The sequence below is a fragment of the Rhizobium sp. 18055 genome (assembly GCF_902706285.1).
Lineage (GTDB): Bacteria > Pseudomonadota > Alphaproteobacteria > Rhizobiales > Rhizobiaceae > Rhizobium.
Genome location: NZ_CACSKD010000002.1, coordinates 401,889 through 424,415, shown reverse-complemented (window position 1 = coordinate 424,415; position 22,527 = coordinate 401,889). Strand labels below are relative to the sequence as shown.

21 protein-coding genes are annotated in these 22,527 nt (G+C 60.4%); 20 read left to right on the top strand and 1 reads right to left on the bottom strand.

The window, feature by feature from the left end; translation table 11 throughout:
* Positions 1-4 precede the first annotated feature (4 nt).
* The 20 genes from GVL52_RS05555 (at position 5) to GVL52_RS05460 (ending at position 21,743) form a co-directional block, all read left to right on the top strand.
* A complete protein-coding gene (locus tag GVL52_RS05555) occupies positions 5-1,195 on the top strand; it encodes an NADH-quinone oxidoreductase subunit D (RefSeq protein ID WP_160004680.1) in 1,191 nt (396 codons plus the stop codon).
* The gene (locus GVL52_RS05550) at positions 1,195-1,470 is read left to right on the top strand and encodes a hypothetical protein (RefSeq protein WP_160004678.1); all 276 of its coding nucleotides are present in this window, start codon (positions 1,195-1,197) and stop codon (positions 1,468-1,470) included. Before GVL52_RS05555 ends, GVL52_RS05550 begins: the two co-directional genes overlap by 1 nt.
* 16 nt (positions 1,471-1,486) lie before the next feature.
* On the top strand, positions 1,487-2,617 hold the full coding sequence (locus tag GVL52_RS05545; protein WP_160004676.1) for an NADH-quinone oxidoreductase subunit E: 1,131 nt from the start codon (positions 1,487-1,489) through the stop codon (positions 2,615-2,617).
* Positions 2,618-2,627: 10 nt separating this feature from the next.
* Positions 2,628-3,932 carry an NADH-quinone oxidoreductase subunit NuoF gene (gene nuoF / locus GVL52_RS05540; protein ID WP_160004674.1) on the top strand — a complete coding sequence of 435 codons (1,305 nt, stop codon included), beginning with the start codon at positions 2,628-2,630 and terminating at the stop codon, positions 3,930-3,932.
* Positions 3,933-3,936: 4 nt separating this feature from the next.
* Positions 3,937-4,590, top strand: coding sequence for a helix-hairpin-helix domain-containing protein (locus tag GVL52_RS05535; RefSeq protein ID WP_160004672.1), 654 nt, complete (start codon positions 3,937-3,939; stop codon positions 4,588-4,590).
* Positions 4,591-4,816: 226 nt separating this feature from the next.
* Complete coding sequence (nuoG, locus tag GVL52_RS05530) at positions 4,817-6,898, top strand: NADH-quinone oxidoreductase subunit NuoG (protein WP_160004670.1); 2,082 nt, start codon at positions 4,817-4,819, stop codon at positions 6,896-6,898.
* A 12-nt stretch (positions 6,899-6,910) separates the two neighbouring features.
* On the top strand, positions 6,911-7,951 hold the full coding sequence (nuoH, locus tag GVL52_RS05525) for an NADH-quinone oxidoreductase subunit NuoH (RefSeq protein ID WP_160004668.1): 1,041 nt from the start codon (positions 6,911-6,913) through the stop codon (positions 7,949-7,951).
* Between the two features lie 40 nt (positions 7,952-7,991).
* Complete coding sequence (gene nuoI, locus GVL52_RS05520; RefSeq protein ID WP_160004666.1) at positions 7,992-8,483, top strand: NADH-quinone oxidoreductase subunit NuoI; 492 nt, start codon at positions 7,992-7,994, stop codon at positions 8,481-8,483.
* A gap of 137 nt (positions 8,484-8,620) precedes the next feature.
* Entirely contained in the window at positions 8,621-9,235 is a 615-nt protein-coding gene (locus GVL52_RS05515) for an NADH-quinone oxidoreductase subunit J (protein ID WP_160004664.1), read from the top strand.
* 29 nt (positions 9,236-9,264) lie between these two features.
* Complete coding sequence (gene nuoK / locus GVL52_RS05510; protein ID WP_160004662.1) at positions 9,265-9,573, top strand: NADH-quinone oxidoreductase subunit NuoK; 309 nt, start codon at positions 9,265-9,267, stop codon at positions 9,571-9,573.
* Positions 9,574-9,580: 7 nt separating this feature from the next.
* Entirely contained in the window at positions 9,581-11,581 is a 2,001-nt protein-coding gene (gene nuoL / locus GVL52_RS05505) for an NADH-quinone oxidoreductase subunit L (protein WP_160004660.1), read from the top strand.
* Positions 11,581-13,092 (top strand): NADH-quinone oxidoreductase subunit M, encoded by a 1,512-nt coding sequence (locus GVL52_RS05500; RefSeq protein WP_160004641.1) that lies wholly within the window; start codon positions 11,581-11,583, stop codon positions 13,090-13,092. The genes nuoL and GVL52_RS05500 overlap by 1 nt, the downstream gene beginning before the upstream one ends.
* Positions 13,093-13,110: 18 nt before the next feature.
* Positions 13,111-14,556: an NADH-quinone oxidoreductase subunit NuoN gene (gene nuoN / locus GVL52_RS05495; protein WP_160004639.1), complete on the top strand. Its 1,446-nt coding sequence runs from the start codon at positions 13,111-13,113 to the stop codon at positions 14,554-14,556.
* On the top strand, positions 14,556-15,320 hold the full coding sequence (locus tag GVL52_RS05490) for a biotin--[acetyl-CoA-carboxylase] ligase (protein ID WP_160004637.1): 765 nt from the start codon (positions 14,556-14,558) through the stop codon (positions 15,318-15,320). The genes nuoN and GVL52_RS05490 overlap by 1 nt, the downstream gene beginning before the upstream one ends.
* A 17-nt stretch (positions 15,321-15,337) precedes the next feature.
* Complete coding sequence (locus GVL52_RS05485) at positions 15,338-17,008, top strand: ribonuclease J (protein WP_160004635.1); 1,671 nt, start codon at positions 15,338-15,340, stop codon at positions 17,006-17,008.
* 4 nt (positions 17,009-17,012) lie between these two features.
* The gene (mce, locus tag GVL52_RS05480) at positions 17,013-17,417 is read left to right on the top strand and encodes a methylmalonyl-CoA epimerase (RefSeq protein ID WP_160004633.1); all 405 of its coding nucleotides are present in this window, start codon (positions 17,013-17,015) and stop codon (positions 17,415-17,417) included.
* 125 nt (positions 17,418-17,542) lie between these two features.
* The gene (locus tag GVL52_RS05475) at positions 17,543-17,824 is read left to right on the top strand and encodes a DUF1467 family protein (RefSeq protein WP_160004631.1); all 282 of its coding nucleotides are present in this window, start codon (positions 17,543-17,545) and stop codon (positions 17,822-17,824) included.
* A gap of 574 nt (positions 17,825-18,398) precedes the next feature.
* Positions 18,399-19,721, top strand: a complete 1,323-nt coding sequence (proS, locus tag GVL52_RS05470; RefSeq protein ID WP_160004629.1) for a proline--tRNA ligase — start codon at positions 18,399-18,401, stop codon at positions 19,719-19,721.
* A 16-nt stretch (positions 19,722-19,737) separates the two neighbouring features.
* Positions 19,738-21,045, top strand: coding sequence for a lipoprotein-releasing ABC transporter permease subunit (locus GVL52_RS05465; RefSeq protein ID WP_160004627.1), 1,308 nt, complete (start codon positions 19,738-19,740; stop codon positions 21,043-21,045).
* A gap of 14 nt (positions 21,046-21,059) precedes the next feature.
* Positions 21,060-21,743: an ABC transporter ATP-binding protein gene (locus GVL52_RS05460; protein ID WP_160004625.1), complete on the top strand. Its 684-nt coding sequence runs from the start codon at positions 21,060-21,062 to the stop codon at positions 21,741-21,743.
* Positions 21,744-21,811: 68 nt separating this feature from the next.
* Here GVL52_RS05460 and GVL52_RS05455 read toward each other — a convergent pair whose 3' ends face one another.
* Complete coding sequence (locus tag GVL52_RS05455; protein WP_160004623.1) at positions 21,812-22,393, bottom strand: hypothetical protein; 582 nt, start codon at positions 22,391-22,393, stop codon at positions 21,812-21,814.
* Between the last annotated feature and the right edge of the window lie 134 nt (positions 22,394-22,527).

The window sequence follows — 22,527 nt, the reverse complement described above, 5'->3', positions numbered from 1 at the left end:
CGCTATGACTGAACATAACGTTCGCAACTTTACGATCAACTTCGGACCGGAACATCCGTCTGCACACGGTGTTCTGCGTCTGGTGCTTGAGCTCGATGGCGAAATCATCGAGCGCGTCGATCCGCATATCGGCCTCCTGCACCGCGGCACCGAAAAGCTGATCGAGACCAAGACCTATCTCCAGGCCGTTCCCTATTTCGATCGCCTCGACTACGTCGCACCGATGAACCAGGAACACGCTTTCGCGCTTGCCGTCGAAAAGATGCTCAAGCTCGAGATTCCGATTCGCGGTCAGCTGATCCGTGTTCTCTATTCTGAAATTGGCAGAATTCTGTCGCACATCATGAACGTGACGACACAGGCCATGGACGTGGGCGCGATGACGCCGCCGGTCTGGGGCTTCGAAGAGCGCGAAAAGCTGATGGTGTTCTACGAGCGCGCCTGTGGCGCCCGCATGCACTCGGCCTATTTCCGTCCGGGTGGCGTTCACCAGGACATCCCGCATGAACTGGTCGAGGATATCGGCAAGTGGTGCGATCCGTTCCTGAAGATCCTCGACGATATCGAAGGCCTTCTGACCAACAACCGCATTTTCAAGCAGCGCAACGTCGATATCGGTGTCGTGTCGCTGGAGGATGCATGGTCGTGGGGCTTCTCGGGCGTCATGGTTCGCGGTTCCGGCGCTGCCTGGGATCTGCGTCGTTCGCAGCCTTACGAGTGCTACAACGACATGGAATTCGACATCGCCATCGGCAAGAACGGCGACTGCTACGATCGCTACCTGATCCGCATGATCGAGATGCGCCAGTCGGTTCGCATCATGAAGCAGTGCGTCAATCGCCTTCTCGGCGATGCCAAGGTCGGCCCTGTGTCGTCGATCGACGGCAAGGTCGTGCCGCCGAAGCGTGGCGAGATGAAGCGCTCGATGGAAGCGCTGATCCACCACTTCAAACTCTACACCGAAGGCTACCACGTGCCGGCCGGCGAAGTGTATGCGGCCGTCGAAGCGCCGAAGGGCGAGTTCGGCGTCTACGTTGTCGCCGACGGTTCCAACAAGCCTTACCGTTGCAAGATCCGCGCCCCGGGCTATGCCCATCTTCAGGCGATGGACTTCCTCTGCAAGGGCCACATGCTGGCCGACGTGACCGCCGTACTCGGTTCGCTCGACATCGTGTTCGGCGAGGTTGACCGCTAATGAAGCTGCCGTCGCTCGTTGCTGTCGTTCTCCTCTCGGCCTCAGGAGCATTTGCTCAGGATGCCGGTGGGTTTGGTCCAAAGTTGGGCCAGGAACCAGTAACGCCGCCGGCAGGCAATGCGTCCATGGGCGATCTTTTGTCCAAGGGTTATCAAATCAAGGCTGCGGTGCCCAACGGAAGCAAGTTCTTCGTTGTGTTTCTGCAGAAAGACCAGTCGGCCTACGCTTGCGAGATGAAGTCTCTGACTGCATCGCAGTGTGGCGCCCTAAACTGACAAGGCGTGAGGAAGAATGTCCGTTCGTCGATTAGCCGAAGATCAATTCCAGCCGGCCGCGTTCGCCTTCAATGACGATAACGCGACCTGGGCGGATAAGACGATCCAGAAATACCCCGAGGGCCGTCAGCAGTCCGCGGTCATTCCGCTGTTGATGCGTGCGCAGGAACAGGACGGCTGGGTCACCCGTGCTGCGATCGAAAAGATCGCCGACATGCTGGACATGGCCTATATCCGCGTTCTCGAGGTTGCGACCTTCTACACGCAGTTCCAGCTCGGCCCGGTCGGCACCCGCGCCCATATCCAGGTCTGTGGCACCACGCCATGCATGCTGCGCGGTTCCGAAGGCCTGATGTCGATCTGCAAGAGCAAGATCCATCACCACCCGTTCGAACGCAATGCCGAGGGCACGCTGTCCTGGGAAGAGGTCGAATGTCTCGGGGCTTGCGTCAACGCGCCCATGGTGATGATCGGCAAGGATACCTACGAAGACCTGACGCCTGAGCGTCTCGGCGAGATCATTGACACGTTCGAAGCCGGCAATGGCGCAAGCGTCACGCCCGGCCCGCAGATCGACCGTCACTTCTCGGCACCCGAAGGCGGCTCCACGACGCTTTTGAGCGAAGAGCCGAAGGCGAAGAAGGCTCCGGCCAAGAAGGTTGTGTCCGATACTGCAACGGCCAAGGTTGACGCCGCACCGGTTCCTCCCTCCGAGGCTGCCCGCCCGAAGAGCACCGACGCCGAAACCAACGCTGCCTTGAAGACGCCGGTCACGGCGCCGAAGGCTGCCGCGAAGAACGCCAAGGCCGTTGAAGAACAGCCAGGTGTCGCTGCACCCGTTCCAGCAACGGCAAAGCCTGCACTGACCGACAAGAACCGTCCGGCCGGCATCGAAAGGCCTGCTGCGATCGACGACCTGAAGCTGATCTCCGGCGTTGGTCTGAAAATCGAAGGCACGCTCCATGAACTCGGCATCTTCACCTTCTCGCAGGTCGCGGGCTGGAAGAAGGCCGAACGCGAATGGGTCGATGGCTATCTGAATTTCAAGGGCCGCATCGAGCGCGACGACTGGGTCAAGCAGGCCAAGGCGCTCGCCAAGGGCGGCGAAGCCGAATACATTAAAGTCTTCGGTAAGAAGCCGCGGTAAGGGGTAAAGCATGTTACAAGATAAAGATCGCATCTTTACCAATATCTACGGCCTCAAGGACAAGTCCCTGAAGGGCGCGATGAGCCGCGGCCACTGGGATGGCACCAAGCAGATCCTCGAAAAGGGTCGTGACTGGATTATCAACGAGATGAAGGCCTCCGGCCTTCGCGGCCGTGGTGGCGCAGGCTTCCCGACCGGTCTCAAGTGGTCCTTCATGCCGAAGGAAAACGACGGCCGTCCGCACTATCTCGTGGTCAACGCCGACGAGTCCGAACCCGGCACCTGCAAGGACCGTGACATCATGCGTCACGATCCACACACGCTGATCGAAGGCTGCGTTATCGCCAGCTTCGCCATGGGTGCGAACGCCGCTTACATCTACGTTCGCGGCGAATACATCCGCGAGCGCGAGGCGCTGCAGGCGGCAATCGACGAGTGCTACGATTTCGGTCTGCTCGGCAAGAGCAACAAGCTCGGCTACCCGATCGACATCTACGTCCATCACGGCGCTGGTGCCTACATCTGCGGCGAAGAAACCGCACTGCTCGAAAGCCTTGAGGGCAAGAAGGGCCAGCCGCGTCTGAAGCCGCCATTCCCGGCCAACATGGGTCTCTACGGCTGCCCGACGACGGTCAACAACGTCGAGTCGATCGCTGTCGCCCCGACAATCCTGCGCCGTGGCGCCGGCTGGTTCTCGGCGCTCGGCCGTCCGAACAATGTCGGCACCAAGCTGTTCATGCTCTCCGGTCACGTCAACAAGCCGTGCACCGTCGAAGAGGAAATGGGCATCACCTTCCGTGAGCTGGTCGACAAGCATGCCGGCGGTATCCGCGGCGGCTGGGACAACCTGCTCGCCGTCATTCCGGGCGGTGCATCGTGCCCGATCGTTCCCGCCAAGGACATGATCGACGTGCCGATGGACTTCGACGGTCTGCGTTCGGTCGGTTCGTCCTTCGGCACGGCTGCATCGATCGTCATGGACAAGTCCACCGACGTCATCAAGGCGATCGCCCGCATCTCGGCCTTCTTCAAGCACGAAAGCTGCGGCCAGTGCACGCCGTGCCGCGAAGGCACAGGCTGGATGTGGCGCGTCATGGAGCGCATGGCCAAGGGCAATGCCCAGAAGCGCGAAATCGACATGCTGTTCGCGGTCACCAAGCAGATCGAAGGCCACACTATCTGTGCGCTCGGCGATGCTGCCGCATGGCCGGTGCAGGGTCTGATCCGTAACTTCCGTCACGAGATCGAAGCGCGCATCGACCAGTATACGGCGAGCGCCATGGATCATGGTGCGGTTCTCGAGGCTGCTGAGTAAGACGATGGCAAATGCATCCGACGGCAAGGACAAGGAAGGGGTCGCCGATTTCTCGGCCGACTTCGGCCGTCTTGCTGCCGAGATGCTGGAAAATGCCCGCGCCTTGCCGCTGCCGCCGCTGATGGTCAATCCGGCCGCAGCGATGGCCGCAGCAACCGCAATCGGCTTCGGCTTCTCCACCCAGATGGCCGGCGCCTTCTTCGGAGCCCTTCAGGGCGCCATGGAAGCGTCGAACAAGCTGGCGGCGGTTCTTGACGAGACGCCGCCGGATGAGGCCAGACCTGAAGTCGATGTGAAGCCGGAAAACGTTCGCCCGACTTCGATTAAGGCGGAACAGGCAAAGCCGGTGCCGACGAAAGTGAAGCTCTCCGTTGCGCCGGCAGCTGAGCCGGTTGGCAAGGCAAAGGCTGCAGCGGCTGCCAAGCCTGCAACACGCGCCCGCAAGGCTGGCGATCTCAAGCAGATCGCCGGCATCGGTCCGAAGCTGGAGCAGGTACTGAATGCCAAGGGCATCCGCACCCTTGCAGAGATTGCCGCATGGACGGACGCGGATATTGCCCGCGTCGATGCGGAGCTTGGTTTCGACGGACGCATCACCCGCGATGGCTGGGTGGCAGAAGCCAGGGCGCTGACGGCCAAGGGTCGAAAGCCGACGTAATGATGTTCGATCGCGCACGGCGGTCGGAGGAGAGACAGGACTGAGCGGCGCGGGGAGGGTCCCAATGCTGCAGATGTCGAGACCGGTTCCCGGGCCACGGGAAGCGGAGACGAGAATTGGGACGACACCGGTGCTAGCGGGATCGAAATCCGGCCTGGCAGTGGAAACGTTGCAGAATAGGTTTGTTTGCCGGCATCCGGTGAACGGAAAACAGGACTGAGTGACGATGGCAAAACTGAAGATTGACGGAAACGAGATCGAAGTCCCGGATCATTACACCCTCATCCAGGCGTGTGAAGAAGCTGGTGCTGAAGTTCCGCGCTTCTGCTTCCACGAACGCCTTTCGGTTGCCGGCAACTGCCGTATGTGCCTCGTCGAGGTCAAGGGTGGCCCGCCGAAGCCGCAGGCATCCTGCGCCATGGGCGTCCGCGACATCCGTGGCGGCCCGAATGGCGAATTGCCGGAGGTCTTCACCAACACGCCGATGGTCAAGAAGGCCCGCGAAGGCGTGATGGAATTCCTGCTCATCAACCATCCGCTGGATTGCCCGATCTGCGACCAGGGTGGTGAGTGCGACCTGCAGGACCAGGCCATGGCCTTCGGTATCGCCGGCTCGCGCTATCAGGAAGACAAGCGCGCCGTCGAGGACAAGTACATCGGGCCGCTCGTCAAGACGGTCATGAACCGCTGCATTCACTGCACGCGCTGCGTTCGCTTCACCACCGAGGTCGCCGGCATTGCCGAGCTTGGCCTGATCGGTCGCGGCGAAGACGCAGAGATCACCACATATCTCGAGCAGGCGATGACATCCGAGCTGCAGGGCAACGTCGTTGACCTTTGCCCGGTCGGCGCGCTGACCTCCAAGCCTTTCGCCTTCACGGCCCGCCCGTGGGAGCTGAACAAGACCGAAACCATCGACGTCATGGACGCTCTCGGTTCGGCGATCCGTGTCGATACGCGTGGCCGCGAAGTCATGCGCGTCATGCCGCGTGTCAACGACCAGATCAACGAAGAGTGGATCTCGGACAAGAGCCGCTTCATCTGGGACGGCCTGAAGACACAGCGCCTCGACAAGCCTTACGTCCGCAAGGATGGCCGCCTGCAGGTCGCAACCTGGCCTGACGCTTTCGCAGCGATCAAGTCGGCCGTTGCCTCGACCTCGGGCGAAAAGATCGGCGCCATCGCCGGCGACCTCGCTTCCGTCGAGGAAATGTACGCGCTGTCCGAGCTGGTCAAGTCGCTCGGTTCCGAGAACCTCGACTGTCGCCAGGATGGGGCGGCACTTGATCCGTCGCTCGGTCGTGCAAGCTATCTCTTCAATGCGACCATCGAAGGCATCGAACAGGCTGACGCGCTGTTGATCATCGGCGCTAACCCGCGCTTCGAAGCAGCCGTCCTCAACGCTCGCATCCGCAAGCGCTGGCGCCGTGGCAACTTCCCGATCGGCGTGATCGGTGAGGCCGGCGAACTGCGTTACAGCTACGACTACCTCGGCTCCGGTCCGGATACGCTGAAGGATCTGGTCGATGGCACCCACAGCTTCGCCAAGGTTCTCGGCGACGCCAAGAAGCCGCTGATCATCATCGGCCAGGGCGCTCTGTCGCGTGCTGATGGTGCCGGCGTTCTCGCCAGCGCTGCCAAGCTTGCCGGCACTGTTGGTGCAGTCGTCGAAGGCTGGAACGGTTTTTCTGTCCTGCACACGGCAGCTGCCCGCGTCGGCGGCCTCGACCTCGGCTTCGTACCGGGTAGCAAGGGCGTCAATGCAGCCGAGATGCTGACCTCGATGGACGTTCTGTTCCTTCTCGGCGCCGACGAAATGAACTTCGATGCCAAGAAGGCGACGTTCACCGTCTACATCGGCTCGCATGGCGACCAAGGCGCACAGAATGCCGACGTCATTCTGCCGGCAGCTGCCTACACCGAAAAGTCGGGCACCTGGGTCAACACCGAAGGTCGCGTGCAGATGGGCAACCGCGCCGGCTTCGCGCCTGGCGACGCCCGTGAAGACTGGGCGATCATTCGTGCGCTGTCCGACGTGCTCGGCAAGAAGCTGCCATTCGATTCACTGAGCCAGTTGCGCGCCAAGCTTTATCAGGCATTCCCGCATTTTGCGGCCATCGACGAGATCGCGGCAAGCGACAGCGCCAAAATTGCTTCAGTTGCCAAGAAAGCTGGCAAGATGAACAAATCCGGCTTTGCTTCGCCGGTGAAAGACTTCTATTTGACGAACCCAATCGCGCGTGCGTCGGCTGTGATGGCCGAGTGCTCGGCATTGGCCCGCAACAACTTCAAAGTCGCGGCAGAGTAAGGGCAGGGGACTATGGAATCGTTTCTTTCAACATACGTCTGGCCAGGCCTTCTCATGGTCGGTCAGTCACTTCTCGTCCTCGTCTGCCTGCTCGTCTTCATCGCCTACATTCTGTTGGCCGACCGCAAGATCTGGGCAGCCGTCCAGCTGCGCCGTGGACCGAATGTGGTGGGTCCGTTCGGCCTTTTCCAGTCCTTCGCCGACCTTTTGAAGTTCGTCTTCAAGGAGCCGGTCATTCCGGCCGGCGCCGACAAGGCCGTCTTCCTGCTTGCGCCGCTGGTGACCGTGCTTCTGGCACTGGCCACCTGGGCCGTCGTGCCGTTCGCCGATGGCTGGGTAATCGCCAACATCAACGTCGGCATTCTCTACATCTTCGCGATCTCGTCGCTGGAAGTCTACGGCGTCATCATGGGCGGCTGGGCCTCGAACTCGAAGTATCCGTTCCTCGGCGCACTGCGCTCGGCGGCGCAGATGGTGTCCTACGAAGTCTCGATCGGCTTCGTCATCGTCACCGTGCTTCTCTGCGTAGGCTCGCTGAACCTGACCGACATCGTCCACGCTCAGCAGAGCGGTATCGGCACACGCATCGGCCTGCCGTCGTCCTTCCTGGACTGGCATTGGCTGGCGCTGTTCCCGATGTTCATCATCTTCTTCATCTCGGCACTGGCTGAAACCAACCGTCCGCCCTTCGACCTTCCGGAAGCTGAATCCGAACTCGTCGCCGGCTTCATGGTCGAGTACGGTTCTGCCCTCTACATGATGTTCATGCTCGGCGAATACGCGGCCATCGTTCTGATGTGCTCGCTGACGACGATCCTGTTCCTCGGAGGCTGGCTGCCGCCGGTTGACGTCTGGTTCCTGAACTGGGTCCCTGGCATCATCTGGTTCATGCTCAAGTCGTGCCTGGTGTTCTTCATGTTCGCGATGGTCAAGGCATTCGTGCCGCGCTACCGCTACGACCAGCTGATGCGCCTCGGCTGGAAGGTCTTCCTTCCGCTGTCGCTCGCCATGGTCATCATTGTTGCATTCGTTCTGAAGCTGATGGGTTCGTGATCATGCCGACCCTCGTTTCAAGCAATTTTGGAGGTTGAAGATGGCAGGCTTGTCCAACGCTGTCAGTTCGTTGTTCCTGAGGGAGTTCATCAGCGCGTTCTGGCTGACCTTCCGCTACATTTTCAAGCAGAAGGCAACGGTCAATTACCCCTTTGAAAAGGGACCGGTTAGCCCGCGCTTCCGCGGCGAACACGCCTTGCGTCGTTATCCCAACGGCGAAGAACGCTGCATCGCCTGCAAGCTGTGTGAGGCCATCTGTCCTGCTCAGGCGATCACCATCGAAGCCGGCCCGCGCCGCAACGATGGCACCCGCCGCACAGTCCGTTACGATATCGACATGGTGAAGTGCATCTATTGCGGCTTCTGCCAGGAGGCATGCCCTGTCGATGCGATCGTCGAAGGCCCGAATTTCGAATTTGCCACGGAAACCCGCGAAGAACTCTACTTCGACAAGGCGCGGCTTCTGGAGAACGGCGACCGTTGGGAGCGTGAAATCGCCCGCAACCTGACGCTCGACGCTCCGTATCGTTGATTGAAATTGAAATGCCGGGCGGTGCCAAGCGCGTCGCCCAGTCAACATGCACCAGCGCTTCGCGGTAAACCAACGCGAGGCTTCATCGGGCGGGGGGAGTTCCCGACAGTCCGGGGGAAGATGAGTAAGGCACGAACATGGCTCTGCAGGCTATATTTTTCTACATTTTCGCCTTTGTCGCGATAGCGTCGGCGTTCATGGTCATCTGGTCGAAGAACCCGGTTCATTCGGTTCTCTTCCTGATCCTGGTATTCTTCAACGCGGCTGGCCTGTTCCTGCTGCTCGGGGCTGAATTCCTGGCGATGATCCTGCTCGTCGTTTATGTCGGCGCCGTGGCGGTTCTCTTCCTCTTCGTGGTGATGATGCTCGACATCGACTTCACCGAATTGCGCTCAGGCGTGCTCGAATATGCGCCGATCGGCGCGCTGATCGGGGTCATCCTCGCGGCTGAGTTGATCGTCGTGGTCGGTGGCACCGTGATTTCGCCTCAGGTTGCCAAGTCGATCGCCATGCCGATCCCGGCGATCACCGAGCGCACCAACACGGCCGCTCTCGGCGACGTGCTCTATACGAATTACGTCTACTTCTTCGAAATTGCGGCGCTCGTACTGCTGGTCGCCATGATCGGGGCAATCGTGCTCACGCTCAGGCACCGCACCTACGTCAAGCGGCAGAACATTGCAGACCAGGTTGCCCGCAACCCGAAGACCGCCGTCGAGGTGATCTCGGTGAAGCCGGGCCAGGGTCTTTGAGGCAGGCGCGAGCTTAAGGAAAAAACACAATGGTTATCGGACTTTCCCATTACCTGACGGTCAGCGCCATCCTCTTCACGCTCGGCGTCTTCGGCATCTTCCTCAACCGGAAGAACATCATCGTTATCCTGATGTCGATCGAGCTCATTCTGCTCGCCGTCAACATCAACATGGTCGCCTTCTCGTCGTTCCTGAACGACATGGCCGGCCAGGTCTTTGCATTGTTCATTCTGACCGTCGCTGCTGCTGAAGCCGCTATCGGTCTCGCAATTCTCGTCGTCTTCTACCGAAACCGCGGTTCCATCGCGGTGGAAGACGTCAATATGATGAAGGGCTGATAAGGCTATGTTTTTATATAAGGCTATCGTCTTTCTTCCCCTGATTGGCGCGATCATTGCCGGCCTTTTCGGCCGCGCGATCGGCGCCAAGGCATCGGAATTTGTGACCACCGGCTTCATGGTGATTGCCGCACTGCTCTCCTGGTATGTTTTCATCACCGTCGGCATGGGCCACGTTGAGGGCGGCCCGATCAAGGTTGAAGTGCTGCGCTGGATCCAGTCCGGCGGCATCGACGTCTCCTGGTCGCTGCGCATCGACACGCTGACCTCGGTCATGCTGATCGTGGTCAACTCGGTCTCGACGCTCGTCCACCTCTATTCGATCGGGTACATGCATCATGACCCGCATCGCCCGCGCTTCTTTGCCTATCTGTCGCTGTTCACCTTTGCCATGTTGATGCTGATCACCTCCGACAACCTTGCCCAGATGTTCTTCGGCTGGGAAGGCGTGGGTCTGGCGTCCTATCTGCTGATCGGTTTCTGGTTCAAGAAGCCGACCGCAAATGCCGCCGCCATGAAGGCCTTCATTGTCAACCGCGTCGGCGACTTCGGCTTCATTCTCGGCATTGCGAGCGTCTTCGTTCTGTTCGGTGCGATCAACTTCGACACCATCTTCGCCAATGCCGCGAGCTTTGCACACGCGGAAGCCGGCGGCGAAAATCACGAGATCGTTCTCAATCTCTTCGGCATGCACCTCGACAAGGCCCACGCGCTGACCGGCGCCTGCCTGCTGTTGTTCATGGGCGCGATGGGCAAGTCGGCGCAGTTCCTGCTGCACACCTGGCTGCCTGACGCCATGGAAGGCCCGACGCCTGTGTCGGCGCTCATCCATGCCGCAACCATGGTCACCGCCGGCGTCTTCCTTGTCGCCCGCATGTCGCCGCTGTTCGAACTGTCGCCAGATGCCTTGACCGTCGTCACCATCATCGGCGCGATCACCGCCTTCTTCGCGGCAACCGTCGGCCTGGTGCAGAACGACATCAAGCGCGTCATCGCCTACTCGACCTGTTCGCAGCTCGGTTACATGTTCGTGGCTCTCGGCGTCGGCGCCTATGGCGCTGCCATCTTCCACCTGTTCACGCACGCCTTCTTCAAGGCCCTGCTGTTCCTTTGCGCCGGCTCGGTCATCCATGCCGTCGATGGTGAGCAGGACATGAGAAACATGGGTGGTCTGCGTCCGCACATCAAGGTCACGTTCCTGATGATGCTGATCGGAACGCTTGCCATCACCGGCGTCGGCATTCCGTTCACGCCATTCGGTTTCGCCGGCTTCTTCTCCAAGGACGTCATCATCGAGGCAACCTACGCGTCGCATTCGCCGGTCGCAGGCTTCGCCTTCGCCATGCTGGTGATCGCGGCTCTGTTCACGAGCTTCTATTCCTGGCGCCTGATGTTCCTCACCTTCTTCAACAAGCCACGCGCTTCACACGAGGTCATGCACCACGTGCATGAATCGCCGCAGGTCATGCTGGTGCCACTTTACCTCCTGGCACTCGGCGCCGTCTTTGCCGGCTGGTTCTTCGAAGGCCATTTCTACGGCGAGGAATATGCCGAGTTCTGGAAGGGCGCGCTGTTCACCTCGGAGCACAATGAACTCGTTCACGAGTTCCATCACGTTCCGGTCTGGGTTGGGCTCAGCCCGTTCATCGCCATGGTCGTCGGTTTCGTCACCGCCTGGTACATGTACATCAAGTCGCCATCGACGCCGGCCGTGCTCGCACGACAGCATCGGGTGCTCTATCAGTTCCTCTTGAACAAGTGGTACTTCGACGAGCTCTACGATTTCCTCTTCGTCCGCTCGGCAAAGGCCCTTGGCCGCTTCCTGTGGAAGAAGGGTGACGTCGGCGTCATCGACACCTACGGCCCGAACGGCGTTGCCGCCCGTGTCGTCGATGTCACCAACCGCGTCGTGCGCCTGCAGACCGGTTACCTCTATCACTACGCGTTTGCCATGCTGATCGGTGTCGCAGCGCTCGTTACCTGGATGATGCTCGGGAGTGCCCTTTGATGACCGATTGGCCTATTCTTTCCACGGTCACCTTCCTGCCGTTCGTCGGCGTGGTGCTCCTGCTGCTGATGAATGAGAACGGCCCCAACGGCCGCCGCAACATCCTCAACATCTCGTTGCTGACGACGGTGGTGACCTTCGTTCTGTCGCTGCTGATCTGGATCGGTTTCGACAATGCGAACCCGGGCTTCCAGATGGTCGAGAAGCACGGCTGGCTCGGCACAGGCATCAGCTATCACCTTGGGGTAGACGGCATCTCGATGCTGTTCGTCATCCTGTCGACCTTCCTCATGCCCTTCTGCATCCTGGCCAGCTGGTTCACGATCGAGAAGCGCCTGAAGCAGTACATGATCGCCTTCCTGGTGCTGGAAGTGATGATGGTCGGCGTCTTCGTGTCGCTCGATATCGTCCTCTTCTACGTGTTCTTCGAAGCCGGCCTGATCCCGATGTTCCTGATCATCGGCATCTGGGGTGGCAAGGATCGCGTCTACGCCAGCTACAAGTTCTTCCTCTACACGCTGCTTGGCTCCGTTCTGATGCTGCTCGCCATCATGGCGATGTACTGGCAGGCCGGCACCACGGATATTCCGGCGCTTCTCGCCTTCAATTTCCCGCCGCAGATGCAGACATGGTTATGGCTGGCCTTCTTCGCCTCGTTTGCGGTCAAGATGCCGATGTGGCCGGTTCACACCTGGCTTCCGGACGCCCACGTTCAGGCGCCAACGGCAGGTTCTGTCATCCTCGCCGGCATCATGCTGAAGCTCGGCGGTTACGGTCTGATCCGTTTCTCGCTCGGCATGTTCCCCGTGGCATCCGACTTTTTCGCACCGATGGTCTTCGCGCTGTCTGTCATTGCCATCATATACACCTCGCTGGTGGCGCTGATGCAGGAAGACATCAAGAAGCTGATCGCCTATTCGTCGGTCGCCCACATGGGCTACGTGACGATGGGTATCTTCGCGGCCAACGAGCAGGGCCTGCAGGGCTCGATCTTCCAGATGCTGTCGCACGGCATCGTCTCCGGCGCGCTCTTCCTCTGCGTCGGCGTTGTCTACGACCGCACCCACACCCGCGAGATCTCGGCCTACGGCGGCCTCGTCAACAACATGCCGAAGTATGCGGTGGCGATGATGATCTTCACCATGGCCAATGTCGGTCTTCCCGGCACCTCCGGCTTCATCGGCGAATTCCTGACGCTGATCGGCGTCTTCCGGGTCAACAGCTGGGTTGCACTCTTTGCCGCGACCGGCGTCATCCTCTCGGCTGCCTATGCACTCTGGCTCTATCGCCGGGTGATCTTCGGCACGCTCGATAAGGAAAAGCTCAAGGCTCTGCTCGACCTGTCGCCCCGTGAACAGCTGATCCTCTATCCGCTGATCGCACTGACAATCTTCTTCGGCGTCTATCCGGCTCCGGTCTTCGATGCGACTGCCGCATCGGTCGACCAGCTGATCCATAGCTATTCGGCCGCAGTCCAGGCAGCGCATGATGTTGCGCTGTCGATGAAATGATGACGGGACTTTTGTGATATGACCTCTGAAACACTACTCGCAAGCCTGCATCTTTCAATTCCGGAACTGATCCTGGCGATCGGTGCCCTGGTTCTGCTGATGATCGGCGTCTTCTCCGGCGAGCGTTCTGGCCGCATGGTCAGTATTCTCGCGATCATCGTGCTGGCGGCGGCAGCGCTCTGGCTGATCTTCATGCCGAGCGAAGGTCTCGCCTATGGCGGCGTCTTCCTTTCGGACGGCTTCGGCCGCTTCATGAAGGTGACGGCGCTGATCGGCTCCATCGTGGCGCTGTTCATGTCGCTCGGCCTTGCCAAGGAGAACCAGCTCGACAAGTTCGAGTTCCCGGTTCTGCTCGTGCTCTGCACGCTCGGCATCCTGCTGATGATTTCGGCCAACGATCTGATCGCGCTCTATCTCGGCCTTGAGCTGCAGTCGCTGGCGATCTACGTCATCGCTGCAATCAATCGTGACAGCGTCAAGTCCACGGAAGCCGGCCTCAAGTACTTCGTGCTCGGCGCGCTGTCCTCGGGCATGCTGCTCTACGGCATGTCGCTGGTCTACGGCTTCACCGGCCACACGCACTTCGGCGACATTGCCCAGGCGCTGATGGTCGATGGCGCCCGTTCGCTCGGCCTGATCTTCGGCCTGGTGTTCATCCTCGCCGGCATCGCCTTCAAGATCTCGGCCGTTCCGTTCCACATGTGGACGCCAGACGTCTATGAAGGCGCGCCGACCCCGGTCACCGCCTTCCTGGCGAGCGCCCCCAAGGTTGCCGCCATGGCGATGATGACGCGTATTGTCATCACTGCCTTCCAGCCCGTGATGGCGGACTGGCAGCAGGTCGTGGTGTTCATCTCGATCGCTTCGATGCTGCTCGGCTCGTTCGCGGCAATCGGCCAGACGAACATCAAGCGACTGATGGCCTATTCGTCGATCGGCCACATGGGCTACGCGCTGGTCGGCCTCGCAGCCGGCACGCAGGTCGGCGTCTCTGGCGTCATGCTCTACATGCTGATCTATATGGTCATGACGCTGGGCAGCTTTGCGATCATCATGTCGATGCGCCGCAAGGATGGCACGGTTGTCGAGAACGTCGCCGATCTGGCCGGTCTTTCGGCCACCAATCCGTTCATGGCAACAGTGCTGACCATCCTGATGTTCTCGCTCGCAGGCATCCCGCCGCTGGCAGGCTTCTTCGGGAAGTACTTTGTCTTCATCGCGGCGATCGAAGCCAAGCTCTATGCGCTCGCCATCATCGGCGTTCTCGCATCCGTTGTCGGCGCCTACTACTATCTGCGCGTCGTCAAGCTGATGTGGTTCGATGATGCCACCGGCGAATTCGCCCGGGTCTCCGGCTCGCTGCGTCTCGTCTTCGGTGTTTCGGGCCTCTTCGTTCTGGGCTACGTCCTGATCGGCGGTCCGATCGGTGGTGCCGCCGAGCTTGCTGCTGCGACACTGTTCTGATGAGCTTCGACCCACGGCGCCGGATATCGCTCGACGATATCCGGCACGAGGCTCTGTCGGAGACATCGTCCACCAATAGCGAATGCCTTGCCAGGGCGCGGGCAGGCGACCGTGGCCTCCTCTGGGTGACGGCGGAAAAACAGACTGGCGGTCGCGGCCGTCGGGGACGTCTGTGGGTCTCGGAACCCGGCAACCTCTACGCGTCCCTTCTGCTGATCGATCCTGCGCCGATGGAGCGCATTTCGTCTTTGCCATTGGCGATTGCCGTGGCCGTCCATCAGGCGGTGCGCATGGTACTGCCGCCGAGTGCGGAGCCGCTCGAGGTCAAGTGGCCGAACGACATCCTGATTGGACGCAAGAAGACCTGCGGCATTCTCGTCGAGGGCGAGACGTTGCCGGATGGCCGTTATGCGCTGGTTGTCGGTATCGGCATCAATGTCGCTTTCATGCCGGATAACCCGCAATATCCGGTGACGTGCCTGCGTGAGCAGGGGAGTGCAGCATCGCCACAGGAACTGTTTGCGCATCTGTTCGCATCGATGGCGGATGTGCTATCAGCCTGGGACCGCGGCCGTGGTATTCGCGAGATCACCGCGCGCTGGCGCGAGGTTGCCTGCGGCATCGGTGAAAAGATAACCGTGAACCTGCCGGACCGGTCGATTTCCGGCCACTTCACCGGAATTGATGATAATGGCCTGTTGCTGCTCGATACTGGGGCAGGCAAAATGATGACGATCGCCGCCGGCGACGTCTTCTTTGGATGATTGGAAAAACAAGCAATATGGCGAAGCAGGACGAACTGGTATTTCTGCCTTTGGGCGGCGTCGGCGAAATCGGTATGAATCTCGCCCTTTATGGCTATGGCCCGCCCGAGCATCGCCAGTGGATCATGGTTGACGTCGGCGTTACCTTCCCGGGCCCCGATCTGCCGGGCGTGGACCTCGTCCTGCCCGACATTCGTTTCCTCGCCAAGGAGCGCAAGAACCTCAAGGCGATCTTCATCACCCACGCGCATGAGGACCACTACGGCGCGCTGGCCGACCTCTGGCCGGGGCTCAATGTCCCCGTCTATGCATCGGCGTTTACAGCCGGCCTGCTGGAAGCCAAGCGCAGCTACGAGAAATCGACAGTCGTCGAAATTCCGATCACCCCGTTCACGGCAGGCACCGTCGTCAATGTCGGCCCCTTCAGCGTCGAGGGCGTGGCCGTCAACCACTCGATCCCCGAGCCGATGTCGCTGATGATCCGCACGCCGCTCGGCAATGTCATCCACACCGGCGACTGGAAGATCGACCATGAGCCGTCGCTCGGTCCTTTGACCGACGAAGCCCGCTTCCGCCAGCTTGGCGACGAAGGCGTGCTGGCGCTGATGTGCGATTCGACCAACGCCCTTCGCGATGGCGTCTCGCCGTCGGAAAAGGATGTGTCCGAGAGCCTTCGCAAGATTATCGAGAATGCCGAGGGCCGCGTCGCCATCACCACGTTCTCCTCTAATGTCGGCCGTATCAAGACCGTTGCGGAAGCGGCAGAAGCCGCTGGCCGCGAAGTGCTGCTGCTCGGCAGCTCGCTGAAGCGCGTCGTCGGCGTATCGCGTGACCTCGGATTGCTCGATGGCGTCAAGCCGTTCATCGCCGAAGACGAATACGGCTATATCCCGCGCGAAAACGTCGTCGTTATCCTGACCGGCAGCCAGGGCGAGCCGCGCGCAGCCCTTGCCAAGCTCTCGCGTGACGAGATGCGCAACGTGGCGCTGTCGGCAGGCGACACCGTGGTGTTCTCCTCGCGCTCCATTCCCGGCAACGAAAAGGCCATCCAGGACATCAAGAATGGCCTGGTTGAACAGGGCGTCCACATCATCACCGACAGCGAGGCGCTGGTTCACGTATCGGGCCATCCCCGTCGCAACGAATTGCAGAAGATGTATGAGATGACCCGGCCGAAGGTCGTGGTTCCCGTGCATGGCGAGCCGACGCACCTGACAGCGCACAAGCTGCTGGCCGAACAGTCCGGCATCTCGATGGTCCCGCGCGTCCGCAACGGCGACATTCTCCGCCTTGCCCCCGGTCCGGTCGAAGTCATCGGCGAGGCCCCACACGGCCGCATCTTCAAGGATGGATCACTGATCGGCGACTTCGAGGAAATGGGCATCGGCGATCGCAAGAAGCTCTCCTATGTCGGTCACGTCGCGCTCAACGTCGTCATCGACGGCCGCTTCGACATCATCGGCGAGCCCGACATGGTGGCGATCGGCCTGCCGATCTATGACGACGAGGGCGATGAGCTCGAAGACACGCTTTACGACGCCGCGATCAGCGCTTTTGAAAGCATCCCGCGCGCCCGCCGCAAGGATCTCGACCTGCTGCAGGAATCGATGCGCCGCGCGGTCCGCTCCACCGCCAACCAGGTGTGGGGCAAAAAGCCGATTGTGACCGTCTTCGTCACCAAGGTGTGACCCGATGCTCGGCCGCGTCAACCACGTTGCCATCGCCGTTCCCGATCTTGTCGCTGCGGTGGCAAGCTATCGGGATACGCTTGGCGCAACGGTATCGGCGCCGCAAGCCTTGCCCGAACACGGCGTCACCGTCGTGTTCGTCGAACTGCCCAATACCAAGGTCGAACTGTTGGAGGCGCTCGGCGACGGTTCGCCCATCGCAGCCTTCCTGGAAAAGAACCCCTCCGGCGGCATGCACCACATCTGCTACGAGGTTGCAGATATCATCGTAGCGCGCGACCGGCTTGTGCAGGCCGGGGCGAGGGTGCTTGGCAACGGCGAGCCCAAGGTCGGCGCCCACGGCAAGCCTGTGCTCTTCCTGCACCCCAAGGATTTCTTCGGAACGCTGATCGAACTCGAACAGGTTTGATCCCGCTGCGGCAGAGTGACCCGAAAGCTGCAAACCGCGTGAAAGCGCGCTGAGGCGGCTTTCCGTCTCTGCCCGTTCCGGCTTATAACAATGTCGGTGGTAGAGGCCACCGGGGTGGAGATCTTATGCTGCAGACATTTCTACAGGGCTTTGCCGTCTACTTCATCGTCTGGTGGATGACGCTCTTTGCCGTGCTTCCGGTCGGCCTGCGCACGCAGGCGGAAGACAACGACATCGTGCTTGGCACCGTGCCCAGCGCCCCGACCCGCTTCCGGCCGGTCTTCGTGTTTACGATGACGACGCTGGTTTCGGCGGTGATCTATGCGCTCTGGTACGTTTCTTCGACTTACTTCGGCTGGGGCTTTGATGCGCTCCCGCAGTTCGGGCCGACATTTTCGAACGTCTGAGGGCGATTGCCCAGCTTTTGGGCAGATGCAGACTGAGGGCTTCATACGGCTGTCATCATCGTCAGGCATGGAGATGCCGTAACGGAATGGCAGCTGACGCTGCGGAAGCTAAAGCGCTTTGAACATGAAGCGGGGAAGCAAAAAGCCAAAAAAAAACAAGGCTAAAAGCCTTGTTTTAAGTATCGCGTGATCCTTAACCGTTGCCGGGGCTGCGACTAGCGCGCCTAAGATCTGATCCTCCCAAGACTTGACCGCGAAATTGGTAGGGATTTGAACTCCCTGCCTGTTTTGTGGGCTAAAACTAGCTCAAAGATTGTGCTTTGTCATCAGGTTTTTTTGCATTTTTGCTACACTCTAGCAATTTTTTTCTGTTGATAAGAATTTCGCGCAAGCCATTATAATTCCGTATTTTTCTTGCTCTTGCTGTTTTCGGGGGCCGAACTTGCTTGTGCGGGAGCCTGTGGAAACCTCTCGCGGGTTTCCTTCCTGCCGCGAAGCAGTTATGAACGCTGCCAATATTGTGATTGCCTTCGATTCCGCAATTTGCGGTGTCTCAACAGCTCTGGAATTCGCCATGCGTCTGTCTCGCTACTTCTTGCCCATCCTCAAGGAAAACCCCAAGGAGGCGGAAATCGTCTCCCACCGGTTGATGCTGCGCGCCGGCATGATCCGCCAGCAGTCGCAGGGGATCTACTCCTGGCTGCCGCTGGGCAAGCGCGTCCTCGACAAGGTCAACAACATCATCCGCGAGGAGCAGAACCGCTCCGGCGCCATCGAGCTGTCGATGCCGACTTTGCAGTCGGCCGAGCTCTGGCAGGAAAGCGGACGCTACGACGCCTATGGCAAGGAGATGCTGCGCATCAAGGACCGCCAGGATCGTCCGATGCTGTATGGCCCGACCAACGAGGAAATGGTGACGGATATTTTCCGCTCATCCGTTAAGTCCTACAAGGACTTGCCGCTCAACCTCTATCATATCCAGCTGAAATTCCGCGACGAGATCCGCCCGCGCTTCGGCACCATGCGCTCACGCGAGTTCATGATGAAGGATGCCTATTCCTTCGACCTGACGCGTGAGGGTGCCGAGCACTCCTACAAGAAGATGTTCGCGGCCTATCTGCGCACCTTCGATCGTCTCGGCCTGCGCGCCATTCCGATGCGTGCCGACACCGGCCCGATCGGCGGCGACCTCAGCCACGAGTTCATCATCCTCGCCGACACCGGCGAATCGGAAGTCTACAGCCACAAGGATTTCGTCAATTTCGACATTCCGTCGGCAGACACCGATTTCGATGACGTCGCTGGTCTCGACGCGATCTTCAGGAAGTGGACGTCCGTTTATGCGGCCACCTCGGAGATGCACGACGAGGCCGCTTTCGACGCCGTTCCGGAAGGTGATCGCCTTTCCGCGCGCGGGATTGAAGTCGGACATATCTTCTACTTCGGCACGAAATATTCCGAGCCGATGGGTGCCAAGGTGCAGGGTCCCGACGGCAAGGAACACGCCGTCCACATGGGATCCTACGGTATCGGCCCGACACGCCTTGTTCCCGCCATCATCGAAGCCTCGCATGACGAGAACGGAATCATCTGGCCGGCCTCTGTCGCGCCGTTCGATGTCGTCGTGATCAACATGAAGGCCGGTGACGCCGCTTGCGACAGCGCCTGCGAAAAGATCTACGCGGAGCTCTCCAAGGCCGGCGTCGATGTGCTTTATGACGACACCGACGATCGCGCCGGAACCAAGTTCGCAACCGCGGATTTGATCGGCGTTCCCGTACAGATCATTGCCGGTCCGCGCGCGGTCGCGAACGGCGAAGTGGAAGTCAAGGACCGCAAGACTGGCGCCCGCGAAACGATGACCATCGAAGCGGCAATCAACAAGCTCTTGGGCTAAGAAAGCGGGAGGCGAAATGGCAGACGCAGCGGTGGGCCAGCGGGGTTCTGAATCCGGCTCGGCTCCGGCCAGCAGGCCATTTTCCGGCTTCGAACGACTTGTGGCGTGGCGCTATCTCCGCGCGCGTCGCAAGGAAGCCTTCATATCGGTGATCGCGGGCTTTTCCTTCATCGGCATCATGCTCGGCGTGGCAACGCTGATCATCGTCATGGCGGTGATGAACGGCTTCCGCACCGAGCTGATCTCGCGCATCCTCGGCATCAACGGTCACATGATCGTTCAGCCGATCGATGGCCCATTTACCGATTACCCGGCACTGACGGACCGGCTCGGCGCCGTTCCTGGCGTCAAGGTGGCGCTGCCGCTGGTCGAAGGCCAGACGCTGGCCTCGGGTGCTGGCGGTGCCGGCACCGGTGCGCTGGTGCGTGGCATCCGTCCCGAAGACCTGACCAAGCTGAAGACCGTCTCCGACAACATCAAGTCCGGCGACATGGTCGGCTTTGCAGCCGGGCAGGGCGTCCTCATCGGTTCGCGCATGGCCGAGCAGCTTGGCCTGCAGGCGGGCGACAACATCACGCTGATATCACCGGAGGGTGACGTCACGCCGATGGGCATCAACCCGCGCGTCAAATCCTACAAGGTCTCGGGCATCTTCGAGATCGGCATGTCGGAATATGATGCGACGATCATCTACATGCCGCTTGAGGAAGCCCAGCTTTATTTCAACGCCGAAGGGCTGGTGCAATCGATCGAACTGTTCGTCGACAATCCCGACGATATCGATCAGCTGCGCCCCAAGGTGGAGGCAGCCGCCGGCCGCCAGATCGCCATCACCGACTGGCGCCAGCGCAACCAGACCTTCTTCTCGGCGCTGCAGGTCGAGCGCAATGTCATGTTCATGATCCTGACGCTGATCGTGTTGGTCGCGGCATTGAACATCATCTCCGGCCTGATCATGCTGGTGAAGGACAAGGGCAGCGACATCGCCATCCTCCGGACCATGGGAGCCACATCGGGCGCCATCATGCGGATATTCTTCATGACGGGCGCTGCGATCGGCCTGGTCGGTACCTTTGCCGGCGTGCTGCTCGGCGTGCTTGTCTGCGTCAACATCGAGAAGATCCGCGAGTTCTTCTCCTGGGTGTCCGGCACCGTGCTCTTCGATCCGCAGCTCTACTTCCTCAGCCAGCTGCCGGCCAAGATGCAGGTCAGCGAGACGGTCTCCGTCGTCGTCATGGCGCTGACGCTCTCCTTCATCGCAACGATCTTCCCTGCATGGCGGGCTTCCAAGCTCGATCCCGTGCAGGCCCTGCGCTACGAATAAGGAATGCTCATTTCATGAAGCGGAATACCGTTCTCAAGCTTTCCGGCGTCGAGCGTCATTATGGCCAGGGGGATACGCAGCTTTCGATCCTGAAAAAGGCCGATCTGACGCTGAACAGCGGCGAGATCGTCGCCCTCGTCGCTCCGTCGGGCACCGGAAAATCGACCCTGCTGCATCTCGCCGGCCTGCTGGAGCATCCTGATAGCGGCGAAGTCAGCATCAACGGCCACGACTGCAATGGCCTGTCCGACGACAAGCGCACGGCGATCCGCCGCAGCGAAATCGGCTTCGTCTATCAGTTCCACCATCTGCTGCCAGAGTTCTCGGCGCTCGAAAACATCATGATGCCGCAGATGATTGCTGGCCTGCCGCGCAACGAAGCCAAGCAGCGCGCCAGTCAGTTGCTCGACTACATGCGCATCGGGCACCGCGGCGCGCACCGTCCCGGGGAACTCTCCGGTGGCGAACAGCAGCGCGTGGCGATTGCCCGGGCCGTTGCCAATGCCCCGAGCCTGCTGCTCGCCGACGAACCGACCGGCAACCTCGACCCGGAAACGGCAAGCTACGTCTTCGAGGCGCTGGAAGCCCTGGTGCGTCAGTCCGGCCTTGCCGCGCTGATTGCCACCCACAACCACGAACTGGCACGCCGCATGGACCGCCGCGTCACCATCGTTGACGGCAAAGTCGTCGATTTCTGAGGGACAATAGCGGCGGCGGTCAGGGCATGATCAGGCCGTCGCGAAATTCCCTGGCTGTAGTAGAAAAATCACTCGTCCTCCCCACAGGCCTTACGACCGACGGCGTCGTCCCAGTCGGTGATTGCGATCGTCTTGCCATCGACCTTTGAAACCTTGCCATCGCGCGAGACCCTGCCTGTCAGCACGTTGTAGTCGCATTGGCCGTTGTCATCGTTGTCGATCGTGTCGTAGTCGCTGTAGGTATAGCCGGCGACCACGAACTGGTCGTTGCGATAGGCAATCGTCAGTGTCTGCTCCCAGCGGTTTCGGCCGATCGCCGAATTCTGCGAGTGCACCGCGATTGACCCGCCCGGCAGCGCCTCGATCGACGGATCCTGGCCATACATCCCATCCAGCCTGCCATTTCCCCAGACCTTGCCGGGCGCTGTCGTTACCAGCCTGAGCAGCGCATGCTCCTTGTCCTGCAGGTAGAGAAAGATGCCGATGTCGTCGCCGGCCTCCGGTGGCGCCACCAGCAGGGCGAGGTCGCTCTCGCCATCGCCGTTCCAGTCGCCGGTCACAGCACGGATGATCGATGCCGGATCGATCCGTTCAGCCGCGGCAGCGCTGGAGACGAGCGTAAGCGCTGCCGTTAGGACAAACTTAATCATGCCTTCCTCCGTTTGATCTCGATCACAAGAGCGGAAAAGAATCCTGTTGACAATAGAACAATAGCGGAACAAATTAGAAACATAACAGCACAGGAGAGCCAAATGACTGATATGATCCGCGATATCGCAGCATT

Coding starts and splice junctions, on each gene's coding strand:
- GVL52_RS05555 (WP_160004680.1), top strand. CDS start 5: ATGACTGAACATAACGTTCGCAACTTTACGATCAACTTCGGACCGGAA.
- GVL52_RS05550 (WP_160004678.1), top strand. CDS start 1,195: ATGAAGCTGCCGTCGCTCGTTGCTGTCGTTCTCCTCTCGGCCTCAGGA.
- GVL52_RS05545 (WP_160004676.1), top strand. CDS start 1,487: ATGTCCGTTCGTCGATTAGCCGAAGATCAATTCCAGCCGGCCGCGTTC.
- nuoF (WP_160004674.1), top strand. CDS start 2,628: ATGTTACAAGATAAAGATCGCATCTTTACCAATATCTACGGCCTCAAG.
- GVL52_RS05535 (WP_160004672.1), top strand. CDS start 3,937: ATGGCAAATGCATCCGACGGCAAGGACAAGGAAGGGGTCGCCGATTTC.
- nuoG (WP_160004670.1), top strand. CDS start 4,817: ATGGCAAAACTGAAGATTGACGGAAACGAGATCGAAGTCCCGGATCAT.
- nuoH (WP_160004668.1), top strand. CDS start 6,911: ATGGAATCGTTTCTTTCAACATACGTCTGGCCAGGCCTTCTCATGGTC.
- nuoI (WP_160004666.1), top strand. CDS start 7,992: ATGGCAGGCTTGTCCAACGCTGTCAGTTCGTTGTTCCTGAGGGAGTTC.
- GVL52_RS05515 (WP_160004664.1), top strand. CDS start 8,621: ATGGCTCTGCAGGCTATATTTTTCTACATTTTCGCCTTTGTCGCGATA.
- nuoK (WP_160004662.1), top strand. CDS start 9,265: ATGGTTATCGGACTTTCCCATTACCTGACGGTCAGCGCCATCCTCTTC.
- nuoL (WP_160004660.1), top strand. CDS start 9,581: ATGTTTTTATATAAGGCTATCGTCTTTCTTCCCCTGATTGGCGCGATC.
- GVL52_RS05500 (WP_160004641.1), top strand. CDS start 11,581: ATGACCGATTGGCCTATTCTTTCCACGGTCACCTTCCTGCCGTTCGTC.
- nuoN (WP_160004639.1), top strand. CDS start 13,111: ATGACCTCTGAAACACTACTCGCAAGCCTGCATCTTTCAATTCCGGAA.
- GVL52_RS05490 (WP_160004637.1), top strand. CDS start 14,556: ATGAGCTTCGACCCACGGCGCCGGATATCGCTCGACGATATCCGGCAC.
- GVL52_RS05485 (WP_160004635.1), top strand. CDS start 15,338: ATGGCGAAGCAGGACGAACTGGTATTTCTGCCTTTGGGCGGCGTCGGC.
- mce (WP_160004633.1), top strand. CDS start 17,013: ATGCTCGGCCGCGTCAACCACGTTGCCATCGCCGTTCCCGATCTTGTC.
- GVL52_RS05475 (WP_160004631.1), top strand. CDS start 17,543: ATGCTGCAGACATTTCTACAGGGCTTTGCCGTCTACTTCATCGTCTGG.
- proS (WP_160004629.1), top strand. CDS start 18,399: ATGCGTCTGTCTCGCTACTTCTTGCCCATCCTCAAGGAAAACCCCAAG.
- GVL52_RS05465 (WP_160004627.1), top strand. CDS start 19,738: ATGGCAGACGCAGCGGTGGGCCAGCGGGGTTCTGAATCCGGCTCGGCT.
- GVL52_RS05460 (WP_160004625.1), top strand. CDS start 21,060: ATGAAGCGGAATACCGTTCTCAAGCTTTCCGGCGTCGAGCGTCATTAT.
- GVL52_RS05455 (WP_160004623.1), bottom strand. CDS start 22,393: ATGATTAAGTTTGTCCTAACGGCAGCGCTTACGCTCGTCTCCAGCGCT.